Here is a 15043-nt window from a genome sequence, read left to right as displayed (position 1 = left end):
AACGGGCCGCAAGCAAAAAGGCAAGTAAAACTGATGAGCACAAACCTGATTATCCTCGCCGCGGGCAAAGGCACCCGTATGAATTCAGACAGTCCCAAGGTTCTGCACAAGGTTGCCGGAGCGCCGCTGCTGGTTCATGCCATGCGGGCTGGAGCCAGCCTTGAGCCGGCACAAACCGTTGTCGTGGCCGGGCACGGGGCCGAGGCCGTGAGCGCCGCCGCCCGCGCCTATGACGAAACGGCTACCATCGCACTGCAAACTGAACAAAAAGGCACCGGCCACGCGGTGCTCTGCGCCCGCGAGGCCCTCGCGAAGGCCAGCGGAGATGTGCTCGTCCTCTACGGAGACACGCCTTTCATTCGCCCTGAAACCTTGCGCGCCATGACAGAGGCGCGCAAAGAAAACGACGTGGTGGTGCTCGGCTTTGAAGCCGCCGATCCCGCGCGCTACGGCCGCCTTGTCATGGCTGGCTCCCAGCTGGAGCGGATCGTGGAATTCAAAGATGCCACAGATGAGGAGCGCGCGATAACCTTCTGTAACAGCGGGGTTATTCTTTGCTCCGCTGACAATATTTTCGCGCTGCTCTCGCAGATCACCAACACCAATGCGAGCGGCGAATACTACCTCACCGATATCATCGGTATCGCCCGCGATGCGGGGCTGAAAGCCACTGCGGTGGCCTGTGATGAACGCGAGACGCTGGGCGTGAACTCGCGCCTGGATCTGGCCGCCGCAGAGGCCGCCTTTCAGGCCCGTGCGCGCCACGAGGCGCTTGAAAGCGGCGTCACCCTGACCGCGCCGGACACGGTCTTCTTTGCCTATGACACATATGTCGGCCCAGATACGATCATCGAGCCACATGTGGTCTTTGGCCCGAACGTCACCATCGAAAACGGCGCTCATATCCGGGCCTTCAGCCATCTTGAGGGCGCCCATGTCAGCCGCGGTGCCACTGTGGGCCCCTATGCGCGCCTGCGCCCCGGCGCCGAGTTGAGCGAAAATGTCCATGTCGGCAATTTTGTCGAGATCAAGAACGCCACCCTTGCCGAGGGGGCCAAGGTCAACCACCTCAGCTACATCGGCGATGCCGCAGTGGGGGCCGAAACAAACATTGGTGCCGGCACGATCACCTGCAACTACGACGGTGTCTTCAAACATCATACAGAAATCGGCGCGCGCGCGTTCATCGGCTCCAACACCATGTTGGTGGCGCCCGTCAGCGTGGGCGATGAGGCCATGACCGCCACAGGCGCGGTCGTGACCAAAGATGTGCCAGAGGGGGCCATGGCCATCGCGCGCGCACCGCAAGACAACAAGATCAATCTCGCGCGCAAGCTCTTTGCCAAGCTCAGAGCCCGCAAAGCGCGCCAGCAAACAGAAAGTAAGGGTTTATAATGTGTGGTATTGTTGGTGTATTGGGGAGCAATGAAGCCGCGCCCCTCTTGGTTGAGTCCCTCAAGCGGCTCGAATATCGCGGCTATGACAGCGCCGGTATCGCCACGGTCGACAAGGGCCGCCTGGGCCGCCGCCGCGCGGTTGGCAAGCTTGTAAACCTGTCAGACAAACTGGTCCACGAGCCGCTCACGGGCAAGGCCGGAATTGGCCACACCCGCTGGGCCACCCACGGCGCGGCCAATGAAACCAACGCCCATCCACACAGCACCCGCCATGTGGCCGTGGTGCACAACGGAATCATCGAAAACTATCGGGAGCTGCGCGCCGAACTGGCGGCCAAGGGCATCGGCCATGCCACCGACACCGACACCGAAACAGTGGCGCTCATGACACAGGCTTATCTGGATGAGGGTCTTGCGCCCCAAGCCGCCGCCCGCGCCACGATCGACAAGCTCACCGGCGCCTATGCGCTGTGCTTTCTCTTTGAGGGCGAGGAGGATCTGCTCATCGCCGCGCGCCAAGGCTCGCCGCTGGCCATCGGCCATGGCAAGGGCGAAATGTTCATCGGTTCAGATGCCATCGCCCTCGCCCCCTTGACCGACCAGATCACCTATCTGGAGGAAGGCGATTTCGCAGTTGTCAGCCGCACCCATGTGGAGATCCTGGACGCAGCACGCCAGCCCGTGCGCCGCAAAATCGCCACCGTCGAAATTGACAGCACCCAGATTGACAAAGGCGGCCACAAGCATTTCATGGCCAAGGAAATTGCCGAGCAGCCCCGCGCCCTCACCGAGGCCATCGGCTTTTACGCGGGGCAGGATGCCCAAAGCATCACCCTGCCCGACAATGGCCATGACTTCACCCAGACAGAGCGGCTCACCATGGTGGCCTGCGGCACGGCCTTTTATGCCTGCCTGACAGCCAAATACTGGTTTGAACAAATCGCAGGGCTGCCCGTCGAAGTGGATATCGCCTCTGAATTCCGCTACCGCGAGCCGCCCATCACGGCCAACACAGCCGCGCTCTTTGTCAGCCAGTCAGGGGAGACGGCCGACACGCTCGCCGCGCTGCGCTATTGTGCGGGCAAGGCGGCAAGCATCCTCTCGGTGGTCAATGTGCCCACAAGTTCAATCGCCCGCGAAAGTGATCTTGCCCTGCCGATCATGGCCGGCCCCGAAATTGGCGTGGCCTCCACAAAGGCCTTCACCTGCCAGCTCACGGTGCTCTATTTGCTCGCTCTGAAAGCCGCACACGACAGGGGCCGCTTGGACGATGCCGCACTGGCGGACAAACTCGCCGAGCTGCGCAGCCTGCCCGGGCTTGTCAACGCCGCGCTTGGCCTGAACAAACAAATCGCCCTGGCCGGCCAGAAGCTGGCCGAAGCCCGCGACGTGCTCTTTCTGGGCCGTGGCCTGATGTATCCTCTGGCCCTTGAAGGCGCGCTAAAGCTGAAAGAAATCAGCTATATACATGCCGAAGCCTATGCATCAGGCGAGCTCAAACATGGCCCCATAGCGCTGATCGACAAATTCATGCCGGTGGTTGTGAAAGCGCCGCGCGATGCGCTGTTTGAAAAGACAGTCTCCAACATGCAAGAAGTTATGGCGCGCGGTGGCAAGGTGATGCTTATCACCGACGACGCCGGCGCGTCCGAGGCCGCAGATGACGCCTGGATCACCCTGGTGCTGCCCAAAGTGGCCAATGCCCTTTCGCCCATCCTCTATGCCATCCCGGCCCAGCTTCTGGCCTATCACACCGCTGTTGCCAAAGGCACAGATGTGGACCAGCCGCGCAACCTCGCCAAATCCGTGACAGTCGAGTAACCTTGGCTGTCCGCATTTGCCGCCCTCACATGAAAGCCTGCCATGACCCTTGACGACGCCCTCACCGCCCTGCGCAACGCCTCAGAGCCTGGTCGCGCAGCCGGCATGGCCGGTTATCACAAAGTCCCGCGCGACTACATTGGCGTGCCCAATCCCGCGCTCAACGACCTCACCAAAGCGTGGCGCAGCCAGCTCAGCGTGCAAGAGCGCGTGGCCTTGGCCGATCAACTCTGGCAGACAAATATCTTTGAAGCCCGCCTCGCCGCGGCCAAGCTGCTCACCCAGGCCCGCATCACCCCCGATCAGGCCGTCTGGGATCTCATCGTGTCATGGGTGCCCGATTTTGACAGCTGGGCCATCGCCGATCATGCCATGATGGCCGGCCAGAAACGCCTTGTCGCCGACCCGTCGCGCATCGAGGACGTCGAAACCTGGACACAGGCCGATGCCCACTGGACCCGCCGCGCAGCCATGGTCGTCACCCTGCCCTTCACCAAGCAGAACCACCCCAAACCCGAAGAACTGGCCATCCGCCAGCGCGTGTTGGGCTGGGCCGTGCGCTATGTCGAAGATCCGGAGTGGTTTATCCAGAAATCCGTGGCCTGGTGGCTGCGCGATCTGTCCAAACATGATCCGGAGCGGGTGCGCTACTTTCTGACCAATCACGCCCGAAAGATGAAACCTTTCGCCCGCAAGGAAGCCGCCAAACACCTGCCCGAGGAGGCCTGATCTGCTCACAGCAGGCGCGCATGGCCCATCTGCGGATGGTCAGTCTCGCGCGACCTCAAGGCGCGCAAGCGCCGTCAGCGGGGCTTGCAGCGCTAAAAACCCCGACAAGGACAATTGGCTGCCCGCCGTGGCCGGCCCGTCAAGCGGCAAAAGATCAACGGCAATCGCCCGCCCCGTCCCCCTGAGCCGCACGGTCCCGCGTGCCGCAGAGGCAACCAGCGGGGTGCGCAGCCAAAACCCCGGTTGGCCCGGATCGCCCAAAGACGCCACGGTCTGCCCAAGCAGCTTGCCCGCGCCCTCCTTGCGCGCCGCCGCACGCGCCGCAGCCTTGTCCGCCGCAGTGGCCGTATCAAACTGCGCCGTGCTGCGCGCATCCGGCGCAGGTGCGGGCAGCGCCGACGGGCTCACAGCAACGGGCGCGCTGTCCGGGCCGGCGGGCTCATCCGACGGCCTCTCAAAGGCCACCCCGAGGCCGCACCCGCCCAACAGCCCCGCCCCGATCCATATCAACACCCCATGTCTCATGGGGCCAGCCTATGCCTGTGCCCGCCCCTTGGCCAGTGCAGAAACACCCTTGCCCCGCCCCAGCCCAACACTTAACTGTGGTGTATGAACACACCGTTGATCGACCCTTTCGCCCGTCCCATTTCCTACCTGCGTGTCTCGGTGACAGACCGCTGCGACTTTCGCTGCGTCTACTGCATGTCCGAAAACATGACCTTCCTTCCCAAGAAGGAGCTTCTCACCCTCGAAGAGCTCGACCGCATGTGCAGCACCTTCATTGGCTTGGGCGTGGAAAAACTGCGCATCACCGGGGGCGAACCTCTGGTGCGCCGCGATATCATGACATTTTTCAACGCCATGACACGGCATCTGGAAAGCGGTGCCCTCAAAGAGCTGACCCTCACAACCAACGGCTCTCAGCTCGCGCGCTTTGCCGAGGCGCTCTACGCCGCCGGCGTGCGCCGGGTAAACATCTCGCTGGACACGCTGGATGAGCAAAAATTTGCCGACATCACCCGCTGGGGCCGCCTGCCACAGGTGCTCAAAGGGATCGAGGCCGCCAAAAAGGCCGGCCTGCGCGTCAAGATCAACACCGTCGCGCTCAAGGGCTTCAACGAAGACGAGCTCTTTTCCCTCACAGAGTGGTGTCAGCGCGAGGATATGGACCTCACCTTTATCGAGGTGATGCCCATGGGCGACATCGGCAATGAGGACCGGCTTGATCAATACTGGCCGCTCAAAGACCTGCGCGCGCAGCTAGCCAGCCGCTACACGCTCAAAGAGCTCTCACACCGCACAGGCGGCCCGGCACGCTATGTCGAGCTGGTTGAGACAGGCCAGCAAATCGGCTTTATCACCCCGCTCACCCATAATTTCTGCGAAAGCTGCAACCGCGTGCGCCTCACCTGCACCGGCGAATTGTTCATGTGCCTCGGGCAGGAAGATATGGCCGATCTGCGCGCGCCCCTGCGCGCCCATGAGCATGACAACAGCGCCTTGGAAGAGGCCATTCGCGCCGCCATCGCCCGCAAGCCCAAGGGCCATGATTTTGACTATGACCGGCAAGCCGTTGGCGGCAAGATGAGCCGCCACATGAGCCACACAGGCGGCTGACCGTGCCTGTTTTGTGCAAGAGAGTTCAATGAGTGAAACCGGCCATAGCTGGCAGCTCGCCATCGTCCTTTGGGGGGACAAATACTCCGTCACCGAGCTGAACGCCCTGATTGGTGCAGTGCGCGCCAAAGCCGCAGAGCCCCCCAGGGTGGTTCTTGTGAGTGACCGCCCGCGCCCGGGGCTTCTCGCCGATGTGCACAGCCGCGAGATGCCGCCATTTTTTCGCAACCCCGCGTTTCTGCGTGGCGGCTGCCAGGCCAAGCTTTGCGTGTTTGAGCCCGGCCTTCTGCCCGCAGATCTGCCAACCGTGCTTCTGGATATCGACACATTGGTGATGGGGGACATCGGCCAGCTCACCCAGCTGCTCACAACGCCCCAAACCGTGGCCATCCTGCAAAGCGCGGTGCTGCCCTTCGGAGGGCTCGCGCGCTGGCTCTATCGTATCACCAAAGGACGCCGCTATGCGCGGGGCAATTCCTCGGTCGTGGTGTTTCACCCCGCCCACTGCACCTATATCGCAGAGCGCTTCCAAAGCCTTTATCACAGCCACAACGGGCTTAACTTTCGCCCGATGATCGCGGACGAACGCTTCATCTCATGGGTTGCGCAACCTCACATGCGCGCCGTGCCCAAACGCTTGGTCGTGAAATTCCCGACCGAATTCATGTGGAGTGCCCGTTGGGTTGCGCACCTGCGCGCCCGCTTGCCCTGGCTCAAGCGCCGCTGGGCCGGGCTCGCCGCCCTCACCTTTCCGGGGCTGGACATGAAGGGCCAAGATCTGGCAATGATGCCGGAAAATGCCGAAATAACAGACCGTAAGGGGCGGCACCTCATCTGGTCAGAAAAGGTTTTAGGCCCCGTGCAACACCCCATCAAAGAGTATTACCTGGCGCTCAAACGCGCCGAAGACGCCGCAAAACAGGACAGAACACCATGATCCTTGGTCACATAGGCGCCCGCAAAGGCTCAAAGGGCGTGCCGGGCAAAAACTTTCGCCCGCTGCTGGGCAAACCGCTGATTGACTGGTCGCTGGACCATCTCTTTGACAACGCCGAGATTGATGCCGTCGTCGTGTCCACAGATGACGCGCGGATCTATGAGCACGCGCTGGCGCGTGGCGCGCTCGATATCGGGTTGCGCCCGGCCCATCTGGCAACCGATCAGGCCCCCAAATGGGGCGTTTGGCAACATGCGCTTGAGGCGGCCGAGGCAAAGCTTACAGCGCCGGTCGAGCTCTTCGTCGACCTGGATTGCACCTCACCACTGCGCCTGCCCGAAGATGTGTCCGGCGCGATCGGCGCTTTTCGCAACGCCCGTCCGGATATGGTCATGAGCGTCTGCGAAGCCCGTAAAAACCCTTATTTCAACCTCGTGGAAGCCGATGAAACCGGCGCGCTGCATGTCTCAAAGCCGCTGCCTGGCGGGGTTTGGGCGCGCCAAGATGCGCCCCGGGTCTTTGAACACGTCGGCCTTGTCTATGTGCTAGACCCGGCCTACCTGCGCCGTGCGCAGACAATCTATGAGGGCCGGGTGCTGCCCTATGAGATCCCCGCCGAGCGCTGCCATGACATTGACACACCGTTTGATTATCGCCTTGTCGAGCTGCTGCTCAAAGACCGGCTAAGCTCCGCCTGATCCACGCCGCGCCGCCGCAAGTGTGCTCGGCAAGGCGTTCAAAAACCGAGGCACCGATTGGGCATGATCGGCAAAAAAGGCAGCAATCTGCGCCTCTGAGGGCGGGGTTGCGCTGTCCAGCGCCGCCACCAGCGCCCCCACATCGGCCACGCTCTGCGCCACACCGGCCTGCGCCGCCTCCTCAAACGGATATTCGATTGTAAAGGTCTCAGGTCCGGTCACAACCGGCTTTCCAAGTGCGAGCGGCTCGATGATGTTATGCGCCCCCTTGGGGGAAAACCCGCCCCCCACCACAACACGGCAGGCCAGCGCCAGATAAAAATACATCTCCCCCAGCGAATCTCCGAGCAGCACCTGCGTGCCCGCAGGCAAGGCCGCAACAGGCTCTGTTTCCGAGAGCGTTTCAGCAAAACCCGCGCTGCGCCGGATGAGCTTGAACCCGGCAGCCTCAATCTGCTCGGCCACCATATCAAACCGCTCTGGGCGGCGCGGCACATAGATGAAAAACATGTCCGCGCGCCGGGCGGCGAGGCGCTTCATGGCCTCCAGATAGACCGCATCCTCGCCCTCGATTGTGCTGACAAATGCCACCACAGGCCGCGTCTCAAGCCCCAAGGCGCGCCGCGCGGCCAGACCCGCACGCACAAGGCCCGGCGGCACAGGCTGGTCAAACCGCAGCTCGCCCATCACGGCAATGTTTTGCACCCCCACCGCCTCAAAACGGCGGGCCTGCAACTCCGATTTCACAAACGCCCCGGCAAAACCACGCATCACATGCTGGCGCAGACGCAACCCCTTGCTGTCGCGCGCCACCGATTTTGAGGGATACTGGGCATTGCACATAAACAAAGGCACCGAGGCCGCCCGGGCCGCAAAGACCATCCGTGGCCAGATTTCAATCTCCATCACAAGTCCGAACTGCGGCCGGAAGCGCCGCAGAAACCGCCGCCAGACCCACGCAAGCTCCAGCGGCACCCAAACAAGGCTCACCCGCGCCGCAGCAATCTCCTGCGCAAACACCCGCGCAGCCTCCTGACGCCCCGCCGGTGTGAAACATGTGATCACCACGCGCTTGTTTTGCGCCAGAAATGCTTTGACAAGCGGCACAGCCGAACGCAGCTCGCCCAGCGATACCGCATGAATCCACACATCTGCGGGCCGGGCCTCTGAATACACCCCGAACCGTTCCAGAAGCTTCTCCCGATAGGCCCGGTCCTTGCGCGCCCGCAGCAGCAGATAGGCCAAAATCAGCGGCACCCCAAGGCTGAAGAGCGCTGACCAGAGCCACAGGAATATCCGCACACGCACAGTCATCTTCCTGCCTCCCGCAGCGCCAGAAGCGCTCGCGCCAGCGCGCTCAGGGACGCCGCCTCTTTGGCGCGCGCGCGCTGCGCGCACCTTGCCATATCGCGCGCATCAGAAGGCCCCGGCAACGCCGCCACAAGCCCGCCCTTGGCCACCTGACGCGCCGCGCCGCAGGCCGCGAGCGCGCGGTAATCCTCGGCAAAATTGCTGTCATCCGGCCCATGCAAGATGGCCGTGTCAAACGGCACAGCCTCCCAGGGGTTGTGCCCGCCAACACTGTCAAAGCCCCCGCCGATCAGCGCCACATCCGCCAGCTGATACCACAGGCCCATTTCGCCGTAGCTGTCCGCCAAAAACACCGGAGTCTGCGCCACAAGCCCCTCTGAGCGCAGCGCATGGGCGCGCAGGGCCTCTGTCAGCCGGCGCGAAATCGCCGGCGCGCGCGCAACATCGCGCGGCGCAATCACCACCAGCCAGTCTGCCGGATCAAGGCTGTGCAGGGCCGTCATGATCTCGCGTTCATCCCCCTCATGCGTCGAGGCCCCGAGCAACACCCGCCGCCCGCCAAGCTGGCCGCGCAGCGCGTCAAGCGCGGCGCCCTCCACAGGCAGCGCCGGCGCGCTCGGCTTCAAGCGTGTCACGGCCCCAAAGCGGCGCGCGCCAAGCTGGCGCAACCGCGCCTCGCTTGCCAAATCCTGCGCACTCACCAGAGCCATCTTGTCCAAAACCGCGCCAAACAGCGCCCCCAAACGCTGCCGCTGGCGCAGGCTTGCCGGGGTGATCCGCGCGTTGACATAGGCCTGCGCAACCCCGCGCCGCGCCACCTCCACGATCGCCGCTGGCCAGATATCCTGCTCCGACCAGATCACCAGATCAGGCCGCCAATGGGCCAGAAAACGGCGCAGAAAAACCGGAGAATCCAGGGGCATAAACTGATGCCGGCTGCGCGGCAGGCCACTCTTGGCCAAGACCTGCGCCGAAACCCGCGTGCTGGAGGTGATCAAGAACTCAAGCGCCGGATCCTGCTCATGCAAGGCCCAGACAAGGGCGCGCAGGGCCATCACCTCGCCCAGCCCGACGCCATGCAGCCACACAAGCGGCCCCGCCGGGCGCGCAGCCCCCGGCTCGCCAAGCTTTTCGCGCCAGCGGGCCGGGTCTTCCTTGCCCCGCGCCAGACGGCGCTTGAGCACCACCGGCGCAAGCCAGCCCAGCCCGCGCGCCAGCCCAAGATAGGCCCCGAGCAGCCCTGCGCCCAACACCCGGGGCGCGCCGCCAAGGCGTGGCTCAGTCTGCGTCATGGAATACTTTTTGAAGCCCCGCGCTCCAAAAACTGTCTTGCTTGAGGATCTCGACAAAACGCGCCGCCGCATTGCCCTCCCCGAAGGCCATATGCGGGGCATACCGCTTGCCCCAGTTTTGCGCCAGAAATGCAGCAATCGCCGCGCGATCCTGTGCCGCAGCACAAAACAGCGAGCGCGCCGAGGCACGGTTTGCCTGGCGTGTGCCCACATCCAGCGAAGGAATCCCCAAGAACGGCGCTTCGCGCACCCCGGCCGAGGAATTGCCAACCATCACAGCCGCATTTTTCATCAGCTCGGAGAAATGCGCAAACCGCATCGACGGAATGAGCCGGAACCGGCTCTTTGGCAAACGCTGGATAACCTCAAAAATCGCCTCAGATCCGGGGTCATTGTTGGGGGCAATCAACACATAATTGCGCCCGGACTCCGCAAGCGCCCCATAGAGCGCCTCGGCCTGCGCGCCCATGCTGGCCGCTTCGGAGGTGACCGGGTGAAACACCGAAATCCCGTAATCAGACCAGGGTATATCATAGCGCTGTCGCACAGCCTCAAGGCTCACACCAGACTCCGCTGCGTGAAAATCCAGCTCCGGCGAGCCAATGGCATGGATGTTGTCGCCCGGCTCCCCCAGAATGGCCACCCGCTTGGCAGCCGCTTGGGAGCTGACAAAATGATGGGCCGCCAGCTTGGTGTTGCAGTGGCGGAATATCTCGTCAATCGTGCCGGAGACCTCACCACCCTCGATATGTGCTGAGCGAATATAATTGGTGGCCGCGACAAGCGCACAGGCCAGCGCCTCCACACGATCGCCGTGCACCACCACAAGATCGGGCTTGTGCTCGGTGACAAAGTCAGAAAACCCGATCACCGTCTTGGCAAGGATCATATCCTGCCCATCGCCCGGGCGTTGGTTGAGAAACTCGTGAACACTCACCCCTTCGGTGCGCTGCACCTCGAGTTTCGTCAGCCCGTAGCGCGCCAGCATATGCATCCCGGTGACAAAGAAAGAAACCTCAAAGCCCCCGTCCCGCGCCGCCGCAGCCAGGGGCTCCAGCTTGCCAAAATCTGCCCGGGTTCCGGTTACAAAAAGGAGTTTTTTCACCATGAGCATGATCACTTTTTTCCTACCTATAACGATGCGCCAACAGGCGTGCAAATGATTAAGGCTGAGCCGTCATAGCTATCGAAACTTCCCAAACCCTGCGCTATAAACAGCAAAACCCCGGCTGCCAGCGCGGCCCCAAAGGAAGCGAGCAGATGCAGAGAGTCGTCTTGTGTATGAAATGGGGCACATTGTTTGGGCCAGATTACGTCAACGTGCTCTACAGCGCCTGCCAGGCCCATATCAGCGGCCCCTTTCGGTTTGTCTGCCTCACCGATGACGCCACGGGGCTCTCAAGCGGTGTGGAAACCTTTCCCATCCCCGACATCGGTTGTAGCACCGAAATGTGGTTCAACGGGGCGTGGCCCAAGCTGGCGGTCTTTGCAAAAGACCTCTACGGGCTCACCGGGCGGGCACTCTTCATTGATATGGACACGGTTGTGACCGGCAATCTTGACCGCTTCTTTGATCATGACGCCCCCCTGATCGGGATCGACACAGGCAAGAACTGGCACAGGGGCGGTGTCCCCGGCCCGGCGGGCAAACATCCGCCGCTGCTTGGCACAGGGGTGTTTGCCTTCACATTGGGGGCCGAAAGCCAGATCCTTGAACGCTTTCAAGCGGATCCCGCCGCCGCGTTTGCGGCCGACAAGATTGAACAGGTCTGGGTTCAGGCCCATGCCCATAGCGTCGCCTATTGGCCTGCGGAGTGGGTGATCAGCTTCAAACGCTGGCTGCGCCGGCCAATCGGGCTCGATCTGTTGCGCGCCCCCAAAGCCCCGCCGCCCGAGGCGGGCGTGGTTGCCTTTCACGGCGATCCGCGCCCGATCACGCTGATCCGCAAAGGGCTGCGCCGCTGGGACAGCCTGCCCCACCTGGGCTATGGGCAAGTTGGCTGGATGGCCGAGTATTGGCAAAAACACGGCGGCACCATCCCTGAGTAAGCGGCCCCTCAGGGGTTTGAGCCTCAGGGGTTTGAGCCTCGGGGATGTGAGCCTCGGGGATGTGAGTCTCAGGGATGTGAGCCTCAGGGATTTGAGACTGCGCCCGCCAAAGCCCCGGGCGCAAGCACCGCCGCAGCCAAAGGCCCCACAATCCGCGCCACGCCCGCTTTCGAAAGATGGTTGTCATCAAAGTGCAGCGCCACCCCGTTTACAAGCACATCACAGCCCGCCTGAGCAGAGCACAGCCTTGAACTCAAATCCAGGAGCTGCACGCCTTGCAGCCCCTCGGCGCGGGCCAGCATCTCCCAACTGAGCGCGCTGTAGCCCGTAAAGGCCGCCATCGGATAACGCAGATCTTCGGGCGCGCTCCCCTTCGTCCAAAGCGCCCGCGCGCGCCACTCAACCGCATCAAAGCCAGCTGGCGGCAAGGGGCCAAGCACGATCACCCGCTTGCCCGCCGCGCTCAGCGCACGCATCTGCGCCTCATAGCGCGCACCCAGTGCGGCCAGCCGCGCGCCCTGTGCCATACCTGCGCGTCCTTCCAGCGGCAGCGCAACGATCTTATCCTCGATGCGCCAGCCAAGGCCGGTCTCAAAATCGCGCCATTCGGTGTAGGAGTTCCAATAGGCGTGGAGCACCACGGTCTCTATCTCTGGGGTGGCCAGGATGTAATCGAGCATCTTGCGGTTGTGCTCGGCACAATATTCCGTGCGCTTGAGCTTGGTATTCTTGGTGTCCAGCACCGGCATACAGCTGCCAACCGTGAGCTCGCGCAGCGAAACCCCATGCTCTGCCAGCGCCTCTCCTAGCGCGCTTGACAAGACCGCCGCATGAGAATCGCCCCAGACAGCAACGCGCGGAGCCACATCGGCGCCATGCACACAGGCCTGCGCCGGGTCCAGCCGGGTGCCCTCTTTGCGCCCCCCGATGCACCGGCGATAGCTGCTGGCATAAGAGGTCTTGCCCTCCAGCGCCGCCAGAACCTGCGGCGACATCCGCCCCGGATAGCCCTTGGTGACATGCCCGCCCACCGCAAAGCCCACAATCGCCAGCGCAAGGCCCCACAACAGCCCCCGCTTCACCCAAAGGCGCAGAGCGCCAAAGCGAAACGGCTGTTCGACATATTTCCAGGACAAAGCCGCAAGCGCGAGGCTGGCTGCGCAAAACAGCACAATATGCCACAGCTTTGCCGCATCATATCCAAAGATCAGGCCATAGCTTAACAGCGGTTGGTGCCAGAGATATACGGAATAGCTGATCACGCCCAACGCCGCCAAGGGCCGCGCGCCCAAGAGCGCCGTGCTGCGCAGCTCTGCGCCCCCAAACAACAAGACAAGCAAAGTTGCGCCAACCGGCACAAGCGTCAACGGGCCGGGCCAGAGCGCGCTTTCAGAGACCACCACATAGCTGGCCAGAATAACAAGCGCCCCCAGCAAAACCAAACCCGAGCGCACCCGTTCTGAAGGCTGGCGCATCCAGGGCAGGCCAACCGCCGCCAACACCCCCAGCAAAAGCTCAAACCCGCGCGCAAAGGGCAAATAGAAAATCCCCTGCGCATCCCGCGGGCCCGCCCACAGCGCATAGGCAAAGCTCACACAGGCCGCCAAAAATACCCCTTTGAAGATCAGCCCGCGCAGCGCCCTGCGCCCGGCCCCAAAGCGCGCCCGTGCGAGCGCCGCCAAACCCAGCAAAAACAAGGGCGCAACAATGTAAAACTGCTCCTCAACCCCAAGGCTCCATGTGTGCAGCAAAGGCTCATATTTGGCATCCGGGTTGAAATAATCAATCTGGATGTAAAACCAGATATTTGAGGCAAATATCAAAACCGCCAGAGCCGCTCCGCCCAAATAGCGCAGCTCATGGGGCGTGAGCAAAAACCAGCCCGCCAGAAGCGTTGCCAGCACCATCACATAGAGCGCCGGAAAAATGCGCCAGATCCGCTTGGCATAAAACGCCCTGAGCGAGAAGCTGCCCGCCTCCAACTGCGCCACAAGGATCGTGCCGATCAAGAAACCGGAGATGACAAAAAAGACATCCACCCCGACAAAGCCGGCAGGCAAGAACGGCACACCCGCATGGCCCAATACAACCCCGCCCACGGCAAGCGCGCGCAGCCCGTCAATATCACGGCGGTGTTTCACGCGGTCAGATCTGCCCATTTGAGCTGGGTGTTGCGCGCCAGCGCCCGGGTGGTTGTGCGCCCAATCACGGCGTCAAACTCATAACCGGCAATCTCGCCAGTGCCGGGGCGGCGCGCCCAGATATCCGCCTCGCCAATCACATGCCCGGCCGGCAAGTCACGGTCCGCCACCACACTGGCCCGGGCAAAGCGGTAGACATCTTCCTCTGCCGCTGTCCGCGCCTTGGGGTTGTTGGCGGCAATCCAGATTTCACGGGAGCGGTCAATCAGGTGGCGCAGCTCGGCCGGGTCCATGGAATTGATAATATCCGGCCCGGCGCGATAGCGCGTATCGGTGTAATGACGCTCCAAGATACAGGCGCCCAAAGCCACCGACGCCAAGGCCATTTCCGGGCCGATCGAATGGTCCGAAAAGCCCACAGGCACATCCGGAAACGCCGCCTGAAGCTCACTGACGCCCCGCAGAGACACAATCTCCGGCGGGCTCGGATAAAGGTTGGTGCACTCCAGCAAAGCATAGTCTATCCCGGCCCCAGCCAGAATATCCACCGAAGCCCGCAGGCTCTGAATGCTCTGCATCCCCGTGGACATGATCACCGGCTTGCCCAAACGGGCGATGTGACGGATGAGAGGCAGGTTGTCGGCCTCTCCGGAGCCGATCTTGAGCCCCACAACACCGATTTCGGCCAGAAAATCGGCCGCCGCCCGCGAAAACGGCGTCGACAGATAGAGCATCCCCAGATCTTCGGTATAGCGCTTGAGGGCGATTTCGTCATCTTTTGACAACGCGCACCGCGCCATGACGTCCCAAATCGAGACATCCGCATTGGGTGGGAAAATCGCCTTGGCCTCTTCGGTCATTTCGTCTTCGACAAAATGGGTCTGGTGTTTGACACATTCACAGCCCGATTGCGCCGCGCGCCGCACCATCTCCTTGGCCACATCCAGAGCGCCACCATGGTTGATGCCGATTTCAGCGATCACAAGTGGCGGCGCGCTCGGACCAATCTCGCGGGAACCTAATTTCATCTGGCCTTATCCTCTTGTTGAGC

General features: G+C 62.5%; 13 protein-coding genes. 7 read left to right on the top strand and 6 right to left on the bottom strand.

Going from position 1 to position 15043, the window contains the following annotated elements; translation table 11 throughout:
* The first annotated feature begins 33 nt into the window (after positions 1-33).
* The 3 genes from glmU to Q0478_RS02620 are packed head-to-tail and all read left to right on the top strand — an operon-like array spanning position 34 to position 3947.
* Positions 34-1395 carry a bifunctional UDP-N-acetylglucosamine diphosphorylase/glucosamine-1-phosphate N-acetyltransferase GlmU gene (gene glmU / locus Q0478_RS02630; protein ID WP_298675935.1) on the top strand — a complete coding sequence of 454 codons (1362 nt, stop codon included), beginning with the start codon at positions 34-36 and terminating at the stop codon, positions 1393-1395.
* Entirely contained in the window at positions 1395-3218 is a 1824-nt protein-coding gene (gene glmS, locus Q0478_RS02625) for a glutamine--fructose-6-phosphate transaminase (isomerizing) (RefSeq protein WP_298675934.1), read from the top strand. The genes glmU and glmS overlap by 1 nt, the downstream gene beginning before the upstream one ends.
* Before the next feature lie 42 nt (positions 3219-3260).
* A complete protein-coding gene (locus tag Q0478_RS02620) occupies positions 3261-3947 on the top strand; it encodes a DNA alkylation repair protein (protein WP_298675933.1) in 687 nt (228 codons plus the stop codon).
* 39 nt (positions 3948-3986) lie between these two features.
* On the opposite strand, the gene Q0478_RS02615 is transcribed toward Q0478_RS02620, so the two are convergent.
* Positions 3987-4472, bottom strand: a complete 486-nt coding sequence (locus Q0478_RS02615; RefSeq protein WP_298675931.1) for a hypothetical protein — start codon at positions 4470-4472, stop codon at positions 3987-3989.
* Positions 4473-4556: 84 nt separating this feature from the next.
* Between Q0478_RS02615 and moaA the strand changes: the two genes are divergently transcribed.
* From moaA to Q0478_RS02600, 3 genes are read left to right on the top strand one after another with little or no spacing between them, the layout of a single operon-like run.
* Positions 4557-5564 (top strand): GTP 3',8-cyclase MoaA, encoded by a 1008-nt coding sequence (gene moaA, locus Q0478_RS02610; RefSeq protein WP_298675930.1) that lies wholly within the window; start codon positions 4557-4559, stop codon positions 5562-5564.
* A 28-nt stretch (positions 5565-5592) separates the two neighbouring features.
* Complete coding sequence (locus Q0478_RS02605) at positions 5593-6501, top strand: hypothetical protein (protein ID WP_298675928.1); 909 nt, start codon at positions 5593-5595, stop codon at positions 6499-6501.
* Entirely contained in the window at positions 6498-7199 is a 702-nt protein-coding gene (locus Q0478_RS02600) for an acylneuraminate cytidylyltransferase family protein (RefSeq protein ID WP_298675926.1), read from the top strand. The genes Q0478_RS02605 and Q0478_RS02600 overlap by 4 nt, the downstream gene beginning before the upstream one ends.
* Here Q0478_RS02600 and Q0478_RS02595 read toward each other — a convergent pair.
* The 3 genes from Q0478_RS02595 to neuC are packed head-to-tail and all read right to left on the bottom strand — an operon-like array spanning position 7185 to position 10910.
* Positions 7185-8513, bottom strand: coding sequence for a glycosyltransferase N-terminal domain-containing protein (locus tag Q0478_RS02595; RefSeq protein ID WP_298675924.1), 1329 nt, complete (start codon positions 8511-8513; stop codon positions 7185-7187). The two genes, Q0478_RS02600 and Q0478_RS02595, sit on opposite strands and share 15 nt — an antisense overlap.
* On the bottom strand, positions 8510-9802 hold the full coding sequence (locus tag Q0478_RS02590; RefSeq protein ID WP_298675922.1) for a glycosyltransferase N-terminal domain-containing protein: 1293 nt from the start codon (positions 9800-9802) through the stop codon (positions 8510-8512). The genes Q0478_RS02595 and Q0478_RS02590 overlap by 4 nt, the downstream gene beginning before the upstream one ends.
* A complete protein-coding gene (neuC, locus tag Q0478_RS02585) occupies positions 9789-10910 on the bottom strand; it encodes a UDP-N-acetylglucosamine 2-epimerase (protein WP_298675920.1) in 1122 nt (373 codons plus the stop codon). The genes Q0478_RS02590 and neuC overlap by 14 nt, the downstream gene beginning before the upstream one ends.
* A 152-nt stretch (positions 10911-11062) precedes the next feature.
* Here neuC and Q0478_RS02580 point away from each other — a divergent pair, with 152 nt between their 5' ends.
* Positions 11063-11851 carry a hypothetical protein gene (locus tag Q0478_RS02580; protein WP_298675918.1) on the top strand — a complete coding sequence of 263 codons (789 nt, stop codon included), beginning with the start codon at positions 11063-11065 and terminating at the stop codon, positions 11849-11851.
* Positions 11852-11934: 83 nt separating this feature from the next.
* Here Q0478_RS02580 and Q0478_RS02575 read toward each other — a convergent pair whose 3' ends face one another.
* The gene (locus Q0478_RS02575) at positions 11935-13992 is read right to left on the bottom strand and encodes an acyltransferase family protein (protein ID WP_298675916.1); all 2058 of its coding nucleotides are present in this window, start codon (positions 13990-13992) and stop codon (positions 11935-11937) included.
* On the bottom strand, positions 13989-15020 hold the full coding sequence (locus Q0478_RS02570; protein WP_298675914.1) for an N-acetylneuraminate synthase family protein: 1032 nt from the start codon (positions 15018-15020) through the stop codon (positions 13989-13991). The genes Q0478_RS02575 and Q0478_RS02570 overlap by 4 nt, the downstream gene beginning before the upstream one ends.
* Positions 15021-15043 lie beyond the last annotated feature (23 nt).

Origin of the sequence: uncultured Lentibacter sp. (assembly GCF_937123735.1) — a bacterium.
Lineage (GTDB): Bacteria > Pseudomonadota > Alphaproteobacteria > Rhodobacterales > Rhodobacteraceae > Lentibacter.
The sequence above is the reverse complement of the archived record's forward strand: the minus strand, read 5'-3'. Positions and strand labels throughout refer to the sequence as shown.